Below are 18,039 nucleotides of genomic sequence, written 5' to 3' on the forward strand. Positions count from 1 at the left end.
GGGCAGGAGCTGCGCTTCCCGCGCCGCGTGTGCAACGTTGTCTTCGATTTCACAATTGCGCCCGCTGGGCGGGCTGGGGAAGTACCGGCGCTTCCCTAGCTGAGAAATCCGACGAAGCATAGTCGAAATGGTTCGTTTTCATCCGTGGCCTGCCTCACTATATTGACCGTACGGCCAGCCGGGCCGCCGCGCCCCCCGCGTTCTCTCCTGTCGCGTGGGGTGCACTCCTGCCGGCATGACAACCACGCACCATGACTTCGGCTATATCGATACCGCGACACCACGCGGCGGCTTCGCCGCGCGAACACTTCCTGCACAGTGAGTTCCGCCACAGCTACAGCTGGCTGACCGCCAGCATGCACCGACTGACCGGGTCGCGCTGCGACGCCGAGGACCTGGCCGCGTCGGCCTTCACGGAACTCGTCGCGCTGGACGACGTCAGCCACATCCGCCAGCCGCGCGCGCTGCTGACGACGATCGCGCGCCGCCTGACATTCGAATTCTGGCGCCGACGTGACCTGGAGCGCGCCCATCTCGCCGAGCTGGCGCAGCGCCCCGAACGCCACGCACCGTCGGCGCAGGACATCTGCCTGGGCGTCGAGGAGATCGCCCGCATCGACGCCGCACTGCACCGCCTGGGTCCGCGCGTGCGCGAAGCGTTCCTCCTGAGCGAGTGCGACGAGCTGGCCTACGCCGATATCGGCGCCCGCCTGGGCGTCTCCGCCAGCATGGTGCGCAAGTACGTGGCACAAGCCCGCACCGCCTGTTTCACCACCTGAGAAACGGTGACAGTCACCCTTTTCAGTTCAACCCACCGCGAAGAGCCGGGGTCGGCCCCGGCGGGTCCGACCCCAGTTCCTGCTCCTGGGGTGCAGTGTGGGCCAGCGGCTCGCCGACGTACATGCCGCCATATAGCGGCGTTAGCGGCACTAGGAACCGTCCCCGATCGTCGGAACCAGCGGCTTCACGCCACAAAAGATTTGCGCAAGGCGCTGACGCTTTGCCGGTCTCGTTGCACAAGCCTCGTATCGACATCACGACAAGAGGCTACGAGTTGCAAACGACGATATCCCTGGCCGTCCGGGCCGCCCTTCCCTTCCTTGCCCTGACCGGCGCCACGACCGCGCTGGCGCAGGAGCTCGCCGCGGCGCAGGCATCCCAGGCGGCGATCGCCACCGTCACCGTCAGCGGCGTCCGCCAGGCCCGCGCCGTGGCAAACGCCGACCCGCAGCGCACGCCCACGTCGGCCTACCGCATCGAGGGTGACGCGCTGGCGCGCCAGAACGTGGGCACGCTGGAGGAGCTGCAGCAGCTGGTCCCCGGCATCCATATCCAGAGCACCGACCCGTCCGACATGCAGATTGCCATCCGCGGCGTGGGCGACGGCGGCGGCCAGGCCAGCGGCGACGCCAATATCGGCATGCCCAGCGCCGTCGCCGTTTACCTCGACAACGTCTACCTGGCGCGGCCCGGCATGCTGGCCAATGGCCTCGGCGACGTCGACTGGGTCGAGGTGCTGTCCGGCGCCCAGGGCACGATGTTCGGCGCGAATGCCACCGGTGGCGTGCTGGACATCCACACCCGCGCGCCCTCGTTCACGCCGGAGGCGAACCTGACGCTGTCGGCCGGGCAGCGCGGCTACCAGCGCGTCAACGCGATGGTGTCGGGGCCGTTGGGCGAGCACGTCGCGGGGCGCCTGAACCTGGTCCGCAGCGGCAGTGACGGCGCCGTCACCAACCGGCGCACCGGCCACCGCCTGAACGGCGGCACGGCCAATGGCGGCCGCGGCCAGTTGCTGTTCAAGGGCGACGCCGGCTTTACGCTGCGCCTGTCCGCCGACTACAACAACAGCAACAACACGCCGACGCCGGTGCTGGTCGCCACCCATGCATTCAACGGCAAGGACCACTACGCGGCGCACGTGGGCGCCGTCGGCGGCAACCTGGTGTTCGGGCCGGACGTGGACCTGGACGACGAGAACCGCGTCCATATCGTGCAAGGGGGCGTGTCGGCGCAGGCGAACTGGCTGCTGGGCGGCGGCTACCAGCTGCGCGCCGTCACCTCGTTGCGCTATTACCGCACGCAGCCATCGATGGCGGACGGCCTGTCCGTGCGTATCTATGCCGATACCGGCACGGCGGTGCGCGACCGCAGCTGGTCGCAGGAAGTGCGGCTCGATTCCCCGGGCGGCGGCGCGCTGGACTACGCGCTGGGCCTGACTTACCTGGGCCAGCACATGGAAACGGTGGCGCACACGCGCTATGCCGCCACCGCCCTGCCCGGCCTGTTCCTCGACAGCGCCAGCTACCGGGGCCTGGACGTGGTCCGCCTGGGCATGCTGCGCGACCGCATGCTGTCGCCGTTCGCCCAGGGCACGTGGCACGTCACGCCCAGCGTGGACGTGACGGCCGGCGTGCGCGCCAACGTGCAGCGGAAAAGCGGCAGCTTCGTGCGCTACAACCGGGTGCCGTTCAATTCCGGCATGCTGACGGAACACCACACGCTGCCATCCGGTACGCTGGTGGCCACCTGGCGCCCCGGCGCCGACTGGAGCACGTACGCGGCCGCATCCTATGGCGAGAAGTCCGGGGGCCTGAACATCTCGGCCGGCGCCGCGCGCCAGGCCGGCCTCGATTCGCTGTTCATCAAGCCGGAACGGGCCCGCTCGGGCGAGATCGGCGCCAAGGCCACCCTGGCCGGCGGCCGCGTCGCCGTCAAGGGCGCGCTGTTCCTGACCGAGATCGGCGACTTCCAGACCCAGGGCTACGACCCGGAAGACCAGCAGGTCTACCTGATGAACGCCGGCTCGTTCCGCTCGCGCGGTGCCGAGGCCAGCGTCCGCCTGACGCCTACCCGCGCCTGGGAGATCGATGCGGGCGCCGTCTACAACGACGCCTACTACACCGATTACGCCAATGCGCGCTGCGCGCCGGAGGTGACGCTGGCACCCAAGCCGCCACCGTCCTGCAATCTCTCAGGAAGACGAGTGTTTAATGCGCCAAGGCTGACCTACAATGCCAGCGCACGCTACAGCTGGACCGGCCCGGGCGAGCTGCGCTCGTTCGTCGGCGCGCGCTATGCCCGGCGCAGCTGGACGTACGGCACGGTCGACAACTCCGAGTTCACCCGGATCCCCGGCTACGGCCTGGCGTCGTTCTCGGCCGGCACCGGCGGCAAGCTGCGGCAAGGCGAATGGACGGCCTCCGTATGGGTCAACAACGCCTTCGACCAAACCTACTGGCGCCGGCTGGTGAACGGCGACTACGGTTCCGTGGCCGGCTGGCGCGGCGAACCGCGCACGGTGGGCGCCACCCTGGCCTACACTTACTAAGGAGATGGCGGCAACGATGGCAACGAACGAGCGACGACGCTGCATCCTGAAACTGGCCACGCTGCTGGCCGCGGCGCCCGTGCTGCCCGCGGCCGCGCAGGCGCCGCGTGGCAGTACGGCGGCACCATTGGAAACGCCGCTGCGCTGGCTGGACGGCACGGCGCCGGCCAGTTTCGCCGGCACGACGTGGGGCGTGCCGTGGCCGCAGGGGCACGTGCCGCGCGGCAGCGGCTTCCGCCTGGCCGGTGCCGGCACCCCCGCGCTGCAATCGTGGCCGCTGGCGCACTGGCCTGACGGCTCCGTCAAGTGGAGCGCGCACGCCATCGGTCCCGCCGGGGCGCCCCTCGCAGGCTATGCACTGGAGCCGATATCCGCGGCACCCGCGGCGCCCGGCATGGTGACGCTGGCGGAGGATGCGATCGTCGTGGACACCGGTCCGCTGCAATGCCGGCTGCCGCGCCGGGGCAGCCGCCTGATCGGCACGCTCGCGCTGGCGGGCCGTGCGACCGTGCGCGACGGCGAACTGGTGGTGCTGACCGACGACGCCAACGACGACGAAACTGCGACCCCGGCACGCCGGCGCTATCGCAGCGAGATCGAGCAAGTCGAGGTGGAGCAGGACGGCCCCGTGCGCGCCGTGTTGAAGGCCACCGGCACGCACCGCCACGCCGACGGCACCACCCTGCTGCCGTTCACGGTGCGCCTGTACTTCTATCGCGGTGCGGACACCGTGCGCCTGCTGCACACGCTGGTCGTCGACGTGGATCCCGCACGCCAGTTCGTGCGCGGCGTGGGCCTGCGCTTCGGCGTGCCGCTGGACGGCGCGGAACACGAGCGCTACGTGCGCTTCGTCGGCGCCAACGGCGGCGTGTTTGCCGAAAGCGTGCGCGGCATCACCGGGCTGCGGCGCGATCCCGGCGCCGCGGTCACCGCCGCGCAACGCGCCGGCCAGCCACTGCCGCCCGCCGCCGACCTGCCGGCACCGCTGGCGACCGGCCTGCAGTACGTGCCCGCGTTTGGCGACTACCGCCTGCTGCAGGCCAGCGCGGACGGCTTCACCATCGAAAAACGCACGGCCGCCGGCCACGGCTGGGTGCACGCCGCCAGCGGCACGCGCGCCGCCGGCACCGGCTACCTGGGCGGGCGCGGCGGCGGCGTCGTCTTCGGCGTGCGCCACTTCTGGCAAAGCCACCCGGGCCAGATCGACATCGGCAACGCCGCCAAGGCCGAGGCCAGCGTGACGCTGTGGCTGTGGGCCCCGCAGGCGCCGCCGATGGACCTGCGCTTCTACCACGACGGCATGGGCCAGGACAGCCACCGCAAGCAGCGCGAAGGACTGGACATCACCTACGAAGACTATGAACCGGGCTTCGGCACGCCGCAGGGCATCGCCCGCACCAGCGAGGTGGAACTGCAGCTGCTGCCGGCCACGCCCGGCGACGCCCAACTGGCCGCCATCGCCGCCCGCATCGAGGCGCCGCCCCGGCTGGTAGCGCCGCCCGAGCGCCTGCATGCGGCCGAGGCGTTCGGCCCCTGCTGGGCCCCGGCTGCCGCGCACGGCGACGAGCGCACCCGCCGCCTGCAGGCGCGCCTGGCCAGCCTGTTCGAGTTCTACCGCGACCAGGTCGAGCAGCGCCGCTGGTACGGCTTCTGGGATTATGGCGACGTGATGCACACCTACGACGCGTCGCGCCACATGTGGCGCTACGACGTGGGCGGCTTTGCCTGGGACAATTCGGAGCTCAGTACCGACATCTGGCTGTGGCACTACTTCCTCCATTCCGGCCGCGCCGACGCGTTCCGCCTGGCCGAGGCGATGACGCGCCATACGGGCGAGGTGGACGTCCACCACATCGGCCGCTTCGCCCCGCTGGGCACGCGCCATGGCGTGCAGCACTGGGGCGACAGCGCCAAGCAGCTGCGCATCTCGACGGCGCTGAACCGGCGCTTCCTGTATTACCTGGCGGCGGACGAACGCATCGGCGACCTGCTGGACGAACAGGTGGAGGCAGTACGCCGGCTGCGCGACGTGGTCCCGGGCCGCAAGATCGGCCAGGCGGCGGCCGCGGCGCCGGGCCATGCCAGCGTGTCGTTCGGCACCGATTGGGGCGCCATCGCGGCGGCCTGGTTCGTCGCGTGGGAACGGCGTGGCGGCACGGCACTGCGCGACCGGCTGCTGGCCGGCATGGCGTCGATCGCCGCGCAGCCGCACGGCTTCTTCACGGGCGCTGCCGTCATGAACCTGGACAAGGGGGCATTCCTGCCGTCGACCAGCGGCAAGCTGTCGGTGTCGCACCTGTCGGCCGTGTTCGGCCTGACGGAGATCTGCGCGGAGCTGCTGCGCAACCTGCCCGAGCCGGCGTTCCGCGCCGCGTGGCTGGACTACTGCCGCCTGTACAACGCGACGCCGGAACAGCAGCGCGCCGCGCTGGGGCAGGACCTCGGCAAGCTCAATCTCGGCCAGGGCCATGCCCGGCTGCTGGGTTACGCGGCCGCCCAGGCGCGCGACCCGGTGACCATGGCGCAGGCGTGGCGCCAGTTCGAGGCAGGCAAGGCCGGCCTGCGCGAAGCCGATTTCGCCGTGCGCCGCGTGCGCCCGCCGGCCGTGCTGGCGGAGGTGGACGAGGCCCCGGGCATTTCCACCAACGCAGCCGCGCAATGGGGCCTGGGAGCGCTCGGCCTGCTGGCGCTCGATCCGCTGGCGCGTCCGCCGGGCCCCGTGCTGGTGCGCGACGACTTCGCGCGCTTGGATGCGGCGCGCTGGCGCATCGAAGCGGAAAGCGACGCGCCGCAGTCGGCCGCCGCGGTGCGCGACGGCACGCTGGTGCTGGACACCACGGCCGGGCTGACGGTATGGCTGGCGCAACCGCTGCGGGGCCACTACGAGATCGCCTTTACGCGCACGGTGCTGGACGAAGGTGGTCCGCACGACCGCGTGTCGGACCTGAACGTGTTCTGGCAGGCGCAGACAGGTGGCCGGCTGCTGTCGGGCAGGCTGGCCGACTACGACCGGGTGCCGATGTATTACGCGGGCATCGGCGGCAACGGCAACACGACGACGCGCTTCCGGCGCCTGGACGGCAGCGGCACGCGCGAGCTGCTGCAGGAGTACACGGCCGCACCCTACCTGCTGCGGCCGAACCGGCCCTACCGCATCCGCATCGTCGTCGATGGCGCGGGCACGCGGCTGTACGTGGATGGCGTGCAGTTCTTTGGCGCTGCCGGGGCGGTGGCGGATGGCGGCTGGTTCGGCCTGCGCACGACGAAGTCGCGGCAGCAAGTCAGCGACTTCGTGGTCTATCGGCTGTAGGAGGCTCAGGGTCTGGCCCCAACGGGGACTGACCCTAGTTCTGCGAAATCCGCCGAAACGCCACCTGACTTCGGGGTCAGTCCCTGAAGGGACAGGCCCCAACCTCAAATCAGCTCGCGCGCCGCCAGCTCCTTCTTCGCATACGCATAGAACACCGGCGCGGCAATCACGCCGGCGATGCCGAACAGCGTCTCGCCCACCAGCATGGCCGTCAGGAGTTCCCAGGCCCGTGCGTTGATGTGCGAGCCGATGATGCGGGCGTTGAGGAAGTACTCCAGCTTGTGCACGACGACGAGGAAGGCCAGGCCGGCCACCGCCACGTTGAGCGAATACGACAGCCCCACCACCACCATCACCGTGTTGGAGATCAGGTTGCCGATCACCGGCAGCAGGCCGGCGATGAAGGTCACCGCCACGACGGTCTTCGACAGCGGCAGCGTGACACCGGCCAATGGCAGCACGACAAACACGAAGATGGCCGTGATCAGCGTGTTGATCCCGGAGATCCACACCTGGGCGAACACGATGTTGCGGAACGAGTCGGCCAGCAGCGTCAGGCGCTGCACCAGCGCGGCGGCCAGTGGCCGGCGCGGCCCCGGCGGCACCGTGTCGCGCAAGGAGGCCATCAGGCCGATGATCATGCCGATCAGGATGCGCGTCAGGGCCTTGCCCGCTTCCGTGCCGAAGGCCTGGGCCACGGCGGCATGCTCGCGCAGCCAGGCCGTCACCGTCTCGCGCAGCCCTTCCGCGCCGACCGGCAGCCGCGCGCTGAGCCAGGGCGGGATCTGGTCGCGCGACGCGTCGATGACGTCGGCCAGCTTGCGGAAGGCGTTCGTCAGGCTGTTGGCGTCGATCTTGAACAGCGTGACGAGGCCCCAGATTGCCAGGCCCAGCAGCGCGATCAGGATGGTCCCGATGGCGGCGGCGGCGATCGTGCGGGCGCGCGCGTCGCTGATGCGGCGGCCGATGGCCGGCGCGATCACGTGGATCAGGGAGTACATCAGCAGGCCGGCGAACAGTGCGCCCAGCAGGCCCTTGAGCAGCGCCAGGAACAGGAACAGCGCGACCAGGATGTAGGATGCTATGTTGCTGAGTTCTTTTTTTCTGTCGATGGACATGTTGTGTAGGAGTTGGCCGGCCCGCCGCGCGGGCGCTCGCGCATTATGCCTGATCGATGCCGGTGAGCGTGCCCTGCCGGTCCAGCCGGTAGCGCGCCAGGTCTGCCGCCAGGAACAGCGTGCCGTCGTAGTGGGCGCGCGCCTCCGCCTCGATATCGGCGATGGCCGGCATGCCGGGGCGCGCGGCGTCCAGGTAACGCGGGCTGAAATGCGTCAGCACCAGTTGGCGCAGGCCCGCGCGGGCGGCAAATTGCGCCACCATGCGCGCGGAACTGTGCTGCGGGCCGGCGCCCACCTTGTCCAGCACCGCCTGCGTATAGGTGGCTTCGTGTACCAGCACGTCGGCTTCGTGCACCGCGTCCAGCAGGAGGCCGGGATCGTCGTTGTCGCCCGCGATGACGATGGCGCGCGGGCGCCGGGCCGGCAACAGGTAGTCGGCACCCTGCAGCACGCCCCCGTCCGCCAGCGTGACGCTGCCGCCCTGCTGCAGCGTGCCCCAATCCGGCCCCGGCGGCACGCCGGCCGCGGCCAGGCGGGCTGCATCGAGCCGCCGTTCCACCGCGCGCTCGGTAAAGCGGTAGGCCCATGAGGGCACGCGGTGCGACAGCGCCACCGCCGCGATGTCCAGTGCCGGCAGCGGTGCCGCCGCGGCCAATTGCGTGACATCGACGAACTGCAGCGGGAACGGCAGGCGCAGCGCGGTCGTGGCCATGACGCCCTCCACGTAGTCGCGCAGCCCGGCAGGCCCGACCAGCGGCAGCGGCTCGACCCGGTTGCCCATGCCGGCGCTGGCCAGGAGGCCGGGCAGGCCGTAGCAATGGTCGCCATGCAGGTGGGTGATGCAGATCGCCTGCAGTGCGTGCAGCGACAGCGTCGTGTGCAGGATGCGGTGCTGGGTGCCCTCGCCGCAGTCGACCAGGACCCAGCCGCCGCCGTCGAGGCGCAGCGCCAGGCCGGCCACGTTGCGGGTCTTGCTGGGGATACCGGAAGAAGTGCCGAGAAATTGAAGTTCCATGGGGCGCTATTGTAGCGCCGCCGTTGTCGCCAGGCGGACGATGGCGGCCGCGATCTTCTCGCTGCCCTGCGCGGACGGCTCGATGGGCGAACGGGGCGAATAGTCGGCCGCTTCGTCGCATACGGCACGCAGGTCCAGCACCGGCATGCCGCGCCGGCCGGCCTCGAAGGCGATGACGTCGTCGAAGATGCCGACGGCGCAGCGCCGCGCCGCATCCACGCCGGGCACCGCATCGTAGACGGTGCACGCGGTGACGGGCAGCTTGGTTGCCAGCACCGCCTCCAGCATGGCGGCATATGCGCGACGGAAGTCGTCGCGCCAGGCGGCCAGCTGGTCGAGCGCGGCCAGCAGGGTCCCCGCCGGGGTGTGCAGCAGGCCTTGCAGCCCGAGGATATCGTTGCCGCCACAGCTGACGACGAGGCGATCCGGCGGCGCGTCCACCGTGCGCAGGCGCTCCAGCTGGGCCGGGATGCCCGCCAGCACGGCACCGTCGCGGGCCAGCAGCGTGACGCGCCAGCCGGGCGCGCGGCGCCGCAGCGCGGCCGCCACGTCCGCTCCAGGTGCCACGTAGGCGGCATTGTCGAAGATCGAATCCCCCAGCAAGGCGATGTGCATCGGCAGCTCCATTCTCGTCGGCATACGCGTCAAAATACGCGCCAAGCCGCGTTTTTGCCACAGGCGCGCGCGCGGCGGCGCGCGCCTGGCCGTCTGTCCCATCCATGCGCCCGGCAAGCTCGTATAATGGGTTTTTCGATGGGAAACCCATGCGCCCCCACCGCCCGTACACCGTTTCGCTGCGCACGCTGCTGATCCTGCTGACGGGACTCGGCCTGCTGCCTTTGGCACTGCTGGGCGTCTGGAGCATCCATGCCGCCAGCCAGTACCAGCAGCGCGAGCAGGAGCGGGCCATGCTGGACCTGGCACGTGCGTTGTCGAGCGCCGCCGACGCGGAGCTCGACGGTGTCGTCGCCACGCTGGCCGGCATGGCGCGCTCTCCCGCGCTGGTCGTCGGCGATATCCCCCGCTTCTACGAAACCGCCCGCCTGCAGGCCCAGACGCAGCCGGAATGGCTGTCCGTGATCCTGGCCGACAGCAACGGCGCCATGCTGTTCCGTACTACCGCGCCGTATGGCGCCCCGCCCGTGGCGATCGCCGACCCGGCCAGCCTGCGCCACGCGCTGGCGGTGCGTCATGCGGTAGTTGGACGGATCGCGCGCGGGCCGAGCGGGCGCATCGCCGTGCCGGTGCGGGTGCCGGTGGCCGATGCTGCGGGCCGCCTGTATGTGCTGACGGCCGTCATCCGGCCCGACCGGCTGCTGCGGGTCATCCAGCGCCAGCTCGTGCCGCCGGGTGCCGTGATCTCCGTACTGGACGCTTCCGGCCTGATCGTGGCGCGCTCCGCCGATCACGCGGTCCGCGTCGGCGGGCCGCCCAGCCAGACGCTGGCGCGCCTGCTGCGTGGCCCCGACCCGGAAGCGGTGGGCGCCAGCACGACGCTGGAAGGCCAGGAAGTGACGGCTGCCTACACGAGACTGTCGCGCTACGGCTGGGCCGTGGCCGTCGGCACGCCCACGGCGCTGCTGCGTTCCGCACGCCTGCAGAGCTTTGCCGTGTACGGCATGGGCATCGCCGCCTCGCTGGCCGCCTGCATCGCGCTGGCATCGCTGCTGGCCGCGCGCATGGTGCGCGCCACGCGCCAGCTGCAGTCAGCGGCATCGGCGCTGGGCGCCGGCGGCGCCGTCGAGGTGCCTGCTTCGCGCATCCGCGAGATCCGCACGATGGGCGAGGCGCTGAGCGCGGCGGCGCGCCAGCATACGGCGCACGAGGCCGAGCGTTCGCGCCTGCTGGCCTCGCTGCGCGAAGCGCTCGACAAGCAGGAGCACGCATTGGCCCAGGCGCGCGAAGCGGGACGTGCCAAGGACGAGTTCCTGGCCGTGCTGGGCCATGAGCTGCGCAACCCGCTCAGCCCCATCGTCGCCTCGCTCGACCTGATGGACCTGCGCGACGAGGCGGCCAACAAACGCGAGCGCGCCGTGCTGCGGCGCCAGGTCAACCACTTGCGCCGGCTCGTCGACGACCTGCTGGACGTGTCGCGCATCACGTCCGGCAAGCTGCAGCTGGAGCTGCGCCCCGTCAACCTGGCCGACATCGTGCGCCAGGCGGTAGCCGCCTTCCCGGGCCAGCAGGTCGCGCTGGCCGCGCCGGCGGCCGTGTGGGTGCTGGGCGACGACAGCCGCCTGACCCAGGTGCTGAACAACCTGCTGTCGAATGCGGCCCGCTTCGGCGGCGCCAGCGCGCAGGTGGCGTTGGCGACGCAAGCGGGCCATGCCTGCCTGACCGTCAGCGACACCGGCGTCGGCATGAGCGCGGAGCTGCTGGACCATGTGTTCGACCCGTTCTTCCAGGCGCCGCAGCAGCTGGCGCGGCGCACCGGCGGCCTGGGCCTGGGACTAGCCATCGTGCGCCGCATCGTGGAGCTGCACGGCGGCCGCGTGAGCGCGCACAGCGCCGGGCCTGGCCTGGGCAGCCGCTTCGAGGTCGAGCTGCCGCTGGCACAACCGGCCGACCTGGCGCCCGGCGAACCCGCGGCGGCGGCGCTGCCCGCGCAGCGCGTGCTGCTGGTGGACGACAACGAGGATGCGGCCGTGACGAGCGCCGCGCTGCTGCGCCAGATCGGCCACGACGTACATGTGGCCCACAGTGCGGCCGAAGCGCTCGCGTTGGGGCGCCGCCATGCCCCGGCGGTGGCGATCCTCGACATCGGCCTGCCCGACATGGACGGCTACGCGCTGGCGGCCGCGCTGCGCGAGGAAGCCGGGGCGGCGCCGCTGCGGCTGGTGGCGCTGACCGGTTACGGCCAGAAGGCCGACGTCGAACGGGCCCGCGCGGCCGGTTTCGACGTCCACCTGACCAAGCCGGCCAGCGCGGACGACCTGCGCCGCGCCCTGGCGCCGGCCATGCCGACCGTACCGGCCTGACGCCCTTGCTATAATGCCGGCCCGGTTTCCTCATCCCGACAGCCCATGACGCCCGACCTGCCCTTCGCCCCGCCCTACAAACTGAAGCTCGACGACACCCGCTGGGTCGAAGTGCAGGCGGACGGTTCGCAGGTCGATACCACGGCGCCCGTATGGCCAGCGGCCGACGCCACGACCGCGCGCGCCAGCAGGCCGGCCGCCGCCACGCGTGCCAAGTCGGCCCAGGCCGCGGCGGTGCTGAAAGTGCCGTTCGCGGAAAAGGACGAGGCCAAGCGGCTGGGCGCGCGCTGGGACGCGGCGATCAAGAAGTGGTACGTGCCGGCAGGCGTGGACCTGGCGCCGTTCGCGCGCTGGACGCAGGAGTAATGCGGAGCGACGCGGCCCGCGCCGCCGTGCGCGGGTTGTCGCAAACGCGCGGTTGACGGATAATTGGCGCCCATGAACGATACCAAACAACTCCCTCCCCTGCCCGACCGCCTGTCGACCGACCCACGCAGCCCGCACCACGTGGCGGCCGTGTTCGAACACGACGTCGGCATCCGCTTCAACGACAAGGAACGCCAGGACGTGTCCGAATACTGCATCAGCGAAGGCTGGATCAAGGTCCCGGCCGGCAAGGTACTGGACCGCAAGGGCCAGCCGATGCTGATCAAGCTGAAGGGCAAGGTCGAAGCGTATTACGTCTAACCCCCGCCTGGGATCGCGGCCGAACGGCCGCTGTCGGTCCGCGCCCGCCAGTGTGTCCTGCATGCTGGCGGGCGCGCTCGTTTCGATCCCGGCTCAGCGCGTGGCGTCGGCCTCCAGCCGCGCCAGCAGCGCGGGCGCGCCGCCCGCGGCGATCTCGCTGGCGAACACGGCACGACAGCGCTCGGACAGCATCTCGTCGCCGACCGCCAGGTCGCTGATCTTCCAGTCGCTCCAGCCGCGTGCCGTCAACACCTGAACGCGCACGCGCCTGCCCTTGCCGCGGCGGGCGTCGAACACCACCGACCCGAGGGAGACATCCACCGCGCCGCCCACCTGGCGCAGCACGATCGCACGGCCCAGCTGGCCCAGCAGGTCCAGGTGCGTGGCGATCAGGTGGCGCCGCAGCAATGTCGCCAGGCGCTCCTGGCCGGCCTCGTCGAGGGCATCCATGCCCTGGGGCGCGCGCAGCAATACCGACCCGAGGAACACGTGCATGTTGACCTGGGGCGCCAGGATGTCGTCGTAGCGCTGCAGGGCATCGACGGCCCCGGGAGGCACGGCGCTCAGCGCATGCAGGACCGGCAGCACGACGCCGGCCGGGCTGCCGGGATCGTAGGGATCCTTTGGCGCGGCAGTGGCGGCGCCGCACAGGATGGCATACAGCAGCAGGAGCGGCAGCAGCAGGTGGGACAGCGGCAGGCGGGACAGCGGGTGACGGCGATGGTTCATGGGTTCGCGGCAGGAGTCAAAACCGCGCATCATACCTTATTGACAACCTCACGGGCTGGTCAGCCGCCCCCCCCAGGCGGCGAGCCGCCGTGCCAGCTCGGGCGGCATGCTCAAGGCGATGCGCCGGCAACGCACGCTGCCCTCGACGGCGACGAGATACGCCGGCCACGTGGACGCGGCGCAGAACGTCCGCTCGCCCTGCGGGCCCGAGAACCAGCCGGAGTAATAGCCGAAGGCCGCGATGCCGTTGCGGCGCAGGCGCAGTCCCAGCTCATCCAGCGAGGCGACCGGCGTTACCCTCAATGCGGCGGCGTCGGCGCGGCGCAGCCGCAGCGTGTACAGGCTGTGGCGGATGACAATGGTGTGTTCATCGACGTCGATCGCGCGGCGCCGTGCCGCCAGCAGCAAGGTCGCTACCGATACCGCGCCGATCGCCAGGATCGCGCTCCAGCCCAGCAGTGGATCGTGGCCGGGCTTGGGCGGCAGCCACGCGGCCGCCAGGCCGACCAGCAGCATGGGAACCAGCAGTGCCGCCCCCCAGCCAGCTCAACTGGCGCCGCGATACGGGCAGTTCGGCATGCGTCATGGTCACTCCCTCCACGGCGATGGATACCGACAGCGTACGCTGGATCGCTGCCGGGTTGTTACACGATCAGCCCGCCGTCACCTTGCCTGGCGGCTGGCACGGCTTGCGCAGGAAGCCCGCCAGCGTCGCCGGCAGTTCGCCGTGCAGCGGCAGCGCGGGGTCGCCGTAGGAGCGCTGCTGCGCCGGCAGGTCGGCGGCCACTTCCTTCAGCAGGTGGTTCATGCCGGGGATGATGGCCAGGCAGGCGTCCGGTTTCGCCGCTTGCAGCGCCCTGGCCTGCTCGACGCCCACCTGGATGTCGGTCGTGCCCTGCACCAGCAGCACGGGCACGTTCAACTTGCCCAGTTCGCGCGCGGGCTGGTAGCGCAGCGACGAGATCAGGTATGGCTGCACGCTGGGCCGGTACAACGACAGCAAGGGCGCGGGGACGTCGGCCGTCGGCTTGCCCTGCTCCAGCGATTGCAGCACGCGCTCGTTGGCGACCGCGAGGTCGGGCGGCAACTGGCTGGCCAGCTGCTTGCGCAGCAGCGCGCCCAGGCCATCGGCACTGCCGGCCAGCGAGATGAACGATGCCACCTTGCCGCGCTGGGCCGCCAGCATGCCGATCAGCGCACCTTCGCTGTGGCCGGCGACCGCGACCGCCGGGTAGCGGCCGCTGGCGTTCAGCTTGTCCACCCAGGCTGCCGCGTCGTCCACGTAGGTGTCCAGGCGCAGCGCGCTCTCGTCGCCGCCCGCCGCGCCGCTCTGGCCGATACCGCGCTTGTCGTAGCGCACCGAGGCGTAGCCGGAGCGGGCCAGCGCCTGGGCCAGCATTTTCAGGCTGTCGTTACGACCGGCCAGCGGATTGTTGCCATCCCGGTCAGTGGGGCCGGACCCGGCGACGATCAGCACGACGGCAGCGGGCTTGGTGTCCTGCGGCAGGTGCAGCGTGCCGTTCAGCGTGCCGGTGGGTGTCTGCAGCGCGATGGGGTGCTCGTCGGCACGCGCCGGACCGGCCAGCGCCAGCGCCGCGAGCGCGACCGGCCAGGAAAGGGATCTTGGAGCCTGCATGGGGCTTGCCTCCACGTCAACGGGCCCGCTCCCACCGTGGAAGCGGCGCGCAGCCATGGTACCGGACAACACGGCGCAAGGGATCGCGCCGGCCACGCACCTGTCACTTCCTCCAGTGACGCATGACTAGTCGCGGGCGATCGATCCACGCGCGACTACGCCCCGCCCAGCCTCGCCCGCTGCGCCCCCGCGCGATCGTGAAAGATGCCGATGCGAACGGCCAGGCTGACGTTCAGTCCGGCCGCTGCTGCGTGCCGGCGCCGCGCGTGACGAACAGCATCCGGCTGGGCGCCGTGACCTTGGCCGTGTGCCAGGTGCCGCGCGGGACCACCACCGCGCCACTGCCGCGCAGCGTGACCACGCGCACGGCGCCGTCCAGTTCCAGCAGGAAGTCGACAGCTCCAGCCAGCAGGTACACGAACTCGTCGCCGCTGGGGTGCATCTCCCAGTTCGGCCAGTCCTCGGCAAAGGCGAATTCGGTGACGAGCCAGCCTTCGCCGGCCCCTTCAGGCAAATCCCAGAAACCGGCGGCGGCCACCTCGGTGGCGGCGCCGTCATCGGTCAGCTGGACGTAGGTGGATTGCGGATCGAGCGTCATGGCAACTCCCTGGCTGTGGCGTCGATACTGGCACAGCCCAGGGATGTCGTCCACCCCGCGTTGGGACTACGCTGCGATGATCAGTTCCGTGACAATGTCACGAGATAGTTGTCGGCGCGCGACAGCCGCGTTGTCGCGCCGTCAATAGCATGCCAGTACCGCAAGCACCGGCGGCTCGCCAGCAATGCCATTACCCTTGACGGCATGGGAATCTCGGCCCGTGGGCAAGCCGTCGTTTCTGGACAATAGCGGGGCAGACCGGCCCGGGCGCCTGCCCAGGCTTTACGAAATGTCATCGATCTGTCATATTAGCGGTATCTCCACAGTAATAACCAATGCGACTGGTAACGCTATCAGCGGTGCGCTCGCGCCCGCCCGTCAGGGACCGGCCGTTGGAGAACGATGCATGAGAAAAGCAGGCAACATGACGCTCGATATCGCCGTCGCCGACGCCCCGGTGGACGAGGGCTGCCGTCGGGTCATGAAAAAATTGGTCGAACAGGGCTGCAATGCGGCCGGCACGCCCTATTCCGTGGAACCGTTCCAGGTGGCGGAAACGGAATTGCGCTACCTGCTGCGGCATGGCGAGGTGTACGGCAGCGGCACGTCGCTGGTGCTGCCGGTACTGCGCTCCGTCGAGGTGGAACGGGAAGGCGCCAACGTTGGCAAGATCCGCTTTGTGCTGGGCGTAAACCTGGTCTGAGGCGCCGTCCCTACGCCACCGCGCTGCCCGCCTTCTGCGGCGTGACGAACGCCAGCGCCTCCTCGAACGATTTCAGCACCAGGTCCACCCGCTGCGTGACCGCCTGGGGCACGGCCGGCTCGCGCGGGGCGATGGCGACCAGGGGGGCCTCGGGCAGGTTCTCGCGCAGGCGGGCGACCGCCTCCACCCACGCTTCCGGCATGCTTTCGACCGGGTGGATCACCAGCACGCTGGACACCAGGTGTTCGGCGTCGGGACGGTTGTCGTCGTCCAGGTCGCCCAGCACCAGGCTGCGCGCGTCGATCCCCGCCTCGCGCAGGCTGACGACCAGCAGCTCGCACAGGAACTCCTCGCGCACCGTGGGCAGGCTGGCGCACAGCACGATCGAGCGCTCGGGCACTTCCAGCGAACCTTGCCAGCGCCCCAGTCGCTCCTCGCGCGCATGGCGCAGGTGCGCGCCGATACTCTCGTTGAGCAGCGACACGCGACGCCGGTGCGAGCGAACCGTCGCGGCGCCCTGCCCCAGTGTTTCCGTGACCAGTGCGATGGTTGCACGCACGCGCTGCTGTTGGCCCGGTTCGGCGCCCTCGTCGCGCAGGTCCGTCACCGCCAGTTGCACACCCGGCAGCAGCACCTGGTCGCAGTAGCGCGCCAGCGTAAATTTGCGCAGGAACGTGCGCGCATCCTGCACGATGGCGGCGGCCTCGCCGCTCAGCAGGCGGTGGTAGAAGCGCTGCGCCTCGCTGGCGTTGGGGGCCTCGGCCAGCAGGATGCTGACGGGCTCCAGCGCCTTGACATAGCGCCCGGCCACGACGATGCACAGTGTCAGCGGCGTCGCCAGCAGCAGCCCCACCGGCCCCCACAGCGCGCTCCAGAACAGCGCCGAGACGATCACGGCCAGCGGCGACATGCCGGAACTGTGACCATACACGCGCGGCTCGATGACGTTCGCCAGCAGTACCTCCAGCGTCCCGAACAGCAGCACGGTGTAGACCACCAGTGCCCAGCCCGGGCCGGAAGCGGCGGCGAACAGCGCCAGTCCGCTGGCGGCGATCAGCGCGCCGATGTACGGCACGAAGCGCAGCAGCGCGCACAGCGCGCCCAGCAGCACCGCGTGGGACAGCCCCAGGAGCCACAGCAGCAAGGCCAGCACGGTGCCGAACACGAGGTTGACGACGAACTGCGAAAAGAAGAAGCGCGACACACCCTGCGCCGCATCCTCCAGGCCCTTGATGGTGCGACCGACGGCCCGCTGCCCCGCCAGGCGCAGGATGCGCTCGCGCAGGTTTTCGCTGTCGAGGAGAATGAACACCAGCAGCACGAACACGAGCCCGGCCTCGCCCAGCGGTCCGGAAATGGCGGCGACGAATTTTGTCAGCGTGTCCTTGGCCGACGTGTGCTCGCGGATCTCGACGGGAATGGGCCGCGTGCCATCGGCTTCGAGCGCCCGGCCGGCGCCGCCATCGACTGGCGGGGCGAACGCGTCGTCGCCCAGCAGGTCGACGGGGAAACGCGCCAGCGGCTGGCGCTCGGCCAGGCTTTGCACGTCGCGCAGCTTGACCAGGATCTCGCCGCGGTACTGGGGCAGGTCGTCCGTCAACGTCAGCAACTGCGCCCCAGCAGCATGCCGCCGCCCACCAGCGCGGTGCACACCAGGCCTAGGGTCGCGAACGTCGCGTTGATGCGCGACAGCCCGGCCGACGCCAGCGCGCGGATCAGGGGCGCCACGGCCAGGCTCAGCATCATCGCCAGGACGATCGGTTGCAGCACGGGACGGCCGAAATGAAGCAAGGCCAGCAGGCAGGTGGCGGTAACGGCAAGGTTCACTGGAACGGGCTCGGATGGGAACGGATGCGCCATGATAACCCGTCCGATGCCCGATCCGTGGCGCGCCGTCCAGTCACACATGCGGACGCAATCGCGACAATGTCACG

Annotated in this window: 16 protein-coding genes; 7 read left to right on the forward strand and 9 right to left on the reverse strand. The window is 70.6% G+C overall.

The features are described from left to right. Positions 1-251 precede the first annotated feature (251 nt). The 3 genes from PX653_RS10210 to PX653_RS10220 all read left to right on the forward strand — a co-directional run bounded on the left by PX653_RS10210 (position 252) and on the right by PX653_RS10220 (position 6,641). Entirely contained in the window at positions 252-779 is a 528-nt protein-coding gene (locus tag PX653_RS10210) for a sigma-70 family RNA polymerase sigma factor (RefSeq protein ID WP_277417780.1), read from the forward strand. Between the two features lie 275 nt (positions 780-1,054). Next, complete coding sequence (locus tag PX653_RS10215; protein WP_277417781.1) at positions 1,055-3,331, forward strand: TonB-dependent receptor; 2,277 nt, start codon at positions 1,055-1,057, stop codon at positions 3,329-3,331. Positions 3,332-3,347: 16 nt separating this feature from the next. Then, positions 3,348-6,641 (forward strand): exo-rhamnogalacturonan lyase family protein, encoded by a 3,294-nt coding sequence (locus PX653_RS10220; protein ID WP_277417782.1) that lies wholly within the window; start codon positions 3,348-3,350, stop codon positions 6,639-6,641. 104 nt (positions 6,642-6,745) lie between these two features. Here PX653_RS10220 and PX653_RS10225 read toward each other — a convergent pair whose 3' ends face one another. Genes PX653_RS10225 through PX653_RS10235 form a run of 3 tightly spaced genes read right to left on the reverse strand, consistent with a single transcriptional unit; the run spans position 6,746 to position 9,389 of the window. After that, positions 6,746-7,759, reverse strand: coding sequence for an AI-2E family transporter (locus PX653_RS10225; protein ID WP_277417783.1), 1,014 nt, complete (start codon positions 7,757-7,759; stop codon positions 6,746-6,748). 43 nt (positions 7,760-7,802) lie between these two features. After that, positions 7,803-8,774 carry a ribonuclease Z gene (locus PX653_RS10230; RefSeq protein WP_277417784.1) on the reverse strand — a complete coding sequence of 324 codons (972 nt, stop codon included), beginning with the start codon at positions 8,772-8,774 and terminating at the stop codon, positions 7,803-7,805. Between the two features lie 6 nt (positions 8,775-8,780). Further along, positions 8,781-9,389 (reverse strand): SGNH/GDSL hydrolase family protein, encoded by a 609-nt coding sequence (locus PX653_RS10235; RefSeq protein WP_277417785.1) that lies wholly within the window; start codon positions 9,387-9,389, stop codon positions 8,781-8,783. Positions 9,390-9,538: 149 nt separating this feature from the next. On the opposite strand from PX653_RS10235, the gene PX653_RS10240 reads away from it, so the two are divergent. From PX653_RS10240 to PX653_RS10250, 3 genes are all read left to right on the forward strand, one after another. Further along, positions 9,539-11,752 carry an ATP-binding protein gene (locus PX653_RS10240; RefSeq protein ID WP_277417786.1) on the forward strand — a complete coding sequence of 738 codons (2,214 nt, stop codon included), beginning with the start codon at positions 9,539-9,541 and terminating at the stop codon, positions 11,750-11,752. 45 nt (positions 11,753-11,797) lie between these two features. Then, complete coding sequence (locus tag PX653_RS28430) at positions 11,798-12,118, forward strand: DUF5710 domain-containing protein (RefSeq protein ID WP_277417787.1); 321 nt, start codon at positions 11,798-11,800, stop codon at positions 12,116-12,118. Positions 12,119-12,190: 72 nt separating this feature from the next. After that, positions 12,191-12,439: a DUF3297 family protein gene (locus PX653_RS10250; protein WP_277417788.1), complete on the forward strand. Its 249-nt coding sequence runs from the start codon at positions 12,191-12,193 to the stop codon at positions 12,437-12,439. Positions 12,440-12,532: 93 nt separating this feature from the next. Here PX653_RS10250 and PX653_RS10255 read toward each other — a convergent pair whose 3' ends face one another. The 4 genes from PX653_RS10255 to PX653_RS10270 all read right to left on the reverse strand — a co-directional run bounded on the left by PX653_RS10255 (position 12,533) and on the right by PX653_RS10270 (position 15,402). Then, on the reverse strand, positions 12,533-13,168 hold the full coding sequence (locus PX653_RS10255) for a hypothetical protein (RefSeq protein WP_277417789.1): 636 nt from the start codon (positions 13,166-13,168) through the stop codon (positions 12,533-12,535). A 48-nt stretch (positions 13,169-13,216) separates the two neighbouring features. After that, a complete protein-coding gene (locus tag PX653_RS10260; protein ID WP_277417790.1) occupies positions 13,217-13,684 on the reverse strand; it encodes a hypothetical protein in 468 nt (155 codons plus the stop codon). Between the two features lie 136 nt (positions 13,685-13,820). Further along, positions 13,821-14,804 carry an alpha/beta hydrolase gene (locus PX653_RS10265; RefSeq protein ID WP_277417791.1) on the reverse strand — a complete coding sequence of 328 codons (984 nt, stop codon included), beginning with the start codon at positions 14,802-14,804 and terminating at the stop codon, positions 13,821-13,823. Between the two features lie 232 nt (positions 14,805-15,036). After that, a complete protein-coding gene (locus PX653_RS10270) occupies positions 15,037-15,402 on the reverse strand; it encodes a cupin domain-containing protein (RefSeq protein ID WP_277417792.1) in 366 nt (121 codons plus the stop codon). Positions 15,403-15,808: 406 nt separating this feature from the next. Between PX653_RS10270 and PX653_RS10275 the strand changes: the two genes are divergently transcribed. After that, on the forward strand, positions 15,809-16,105 hold the full coding sequence (locus PX653_RS10275) for a hypothetical protein (protein ID WP_277417793.1): 297 nt from the start codon (positions 15,809-15,811) through the stop codon (positions 16,103-16,105). A 10-nt stretch (positions 16,106-16,115) separates the two neighbouring features. On the opposite strand, the gene PX653_RS10280 is transcribed toward PX653_RS10275, so the two are convergent. Both PX653_RS10280 and PX653_RS10285 read right to left on the reverse strand, forming a co-directional pair. Continuing rightward, positions 16,116-17,714, reverse strand: coding sequence for an AI-2E family transporter (locus PX653_RS10280; protein WP_277417794.1), 1,599 nt, complete (start codon positions 17,712-17,714; stop codon positions 16,116-16,118). After that, positions 17,708-17,965: a hypothetical protein gene (locus PX653_RS10285; protein WP_277417795.1), complete on the reverse strand. Its 258-nt coding sequence runs from the start codon at positions 17,963-17,965 to the stop codon at positions 17,708-17,710. Before PX653_RS10285 ends, PX653_RS10280 begins: the two co-directional genes overlap by 7 nt. Positions 17,966-18,039 lie beyond the last annotated feature (74 nt).

The organism is Pseudoduganella chitinolytica (genome assembly GCF_029028125.1).
Taxonomy (GTDB): Bacteria; Pseudomonadota; Gammaproteobacteria; order Burkholderiales; family Burkholderiaceae_D; genus Rugamonas; species Rugamonas chitinolytica.

Bases quoted from the DNA above. Each gene is read 5' to 3' on its own strand.
- PX653_RS10225 (WP_277417783.1), bottom strand. From the start codon at position 7,759: ATGTCCATCGACAGAAAAAAAGAACTCAGCAACATAGCATCCTACATC.
- PX653_RS10270 (WP_277417792.1), bottom strand. From the start codon at position 15,402: ATGACGCTCGATCCGCAATCCACCTACGTCCAGCTGACCGATGACGGC.
- PX653_RS28430 (WP_277417787.1), top strand. From the start codon at position 11,798: ATGACGCCCGACCTGCCCTTCGCCCCGCCCTACAAACTGAAGCTCGAC.
- PX653_RS10275 (WP_277417793.1), top strand. From the start codon at position 15,809: ATGAGAAAAGCAGGCAACATGACGCTCGATATCGCCGTCGCCGACGCC.
- PX653_RS10220 (WP_277417782.1), top strand. From the start codon at position 3,348: ATGGCAACGAACGAGCGACGACGCTGCATCCTGAAACTGGCCACGCTG.
- PX653_RS10235 (WP_277417785.1), bottom strand. From the start codon at position 9,389: ATGCACATCGCCTTGCTGGGGGATTCGATCTTCGACAATGCCGCCTAC.
- PX653_RS10240 (WP_277417786.1), top strand. From the start codon at position 9,539: ATGCGCCCCCACCGCCCGTACACCGTTTCGCTGCGCACGCTGCTGATC.
- PX653_RS10250 (WP_277417788.1), top strand. From the start codon at position 12,191: ATGAACGATACCAAACAACTCCCTCCCCTGCCCGACCGCCTGTCGACC.
- PX653_RS10285 (WP_277417795.1), bottom strand. From the start codon at position 17,965: ATGGCGCATCCGTTCCCATCCGAGCCCGTTCCAGTGAACCTTGCCGTT.
- PX653_RS10265 (WP_277417791.1), bottom strand. From the start codon at position 14,804: ATGCAGGCTCCAAGATCCCTTTCCTGGCCGGTCGCGCTCGCGGCGCTG.
- PX653_RS10230 (WP_277417784.1), bottom strand. From the start codon at position 8,774: ATGGAACTTCAATTTCTCGGCACTTCTTCCGGTATCCCCAGCAAGACC.
- PX653_RS10210 (WP_277417780.1), top strand. From the start codon at position 252: ATGACTTCGGCTATATCGATACCGCGACACCACGCGGCGGCTTCGCCG.
- PX653_RS10260 (WP_277417790.1), bottom strand. From the start codon at position 13,684: ATGCTGCTGGTCGGCCTGGCGGCCGCGTGGCTGCCGCCCAAGCCCGGC.
- PX653_RS10255 (WP_277417789.1), bottom strand. From the start codon at position 13,168: ATGAACCATCGCCGTCACCCGCTGTCCCGCCTGCCGCTGTCCCACCTG.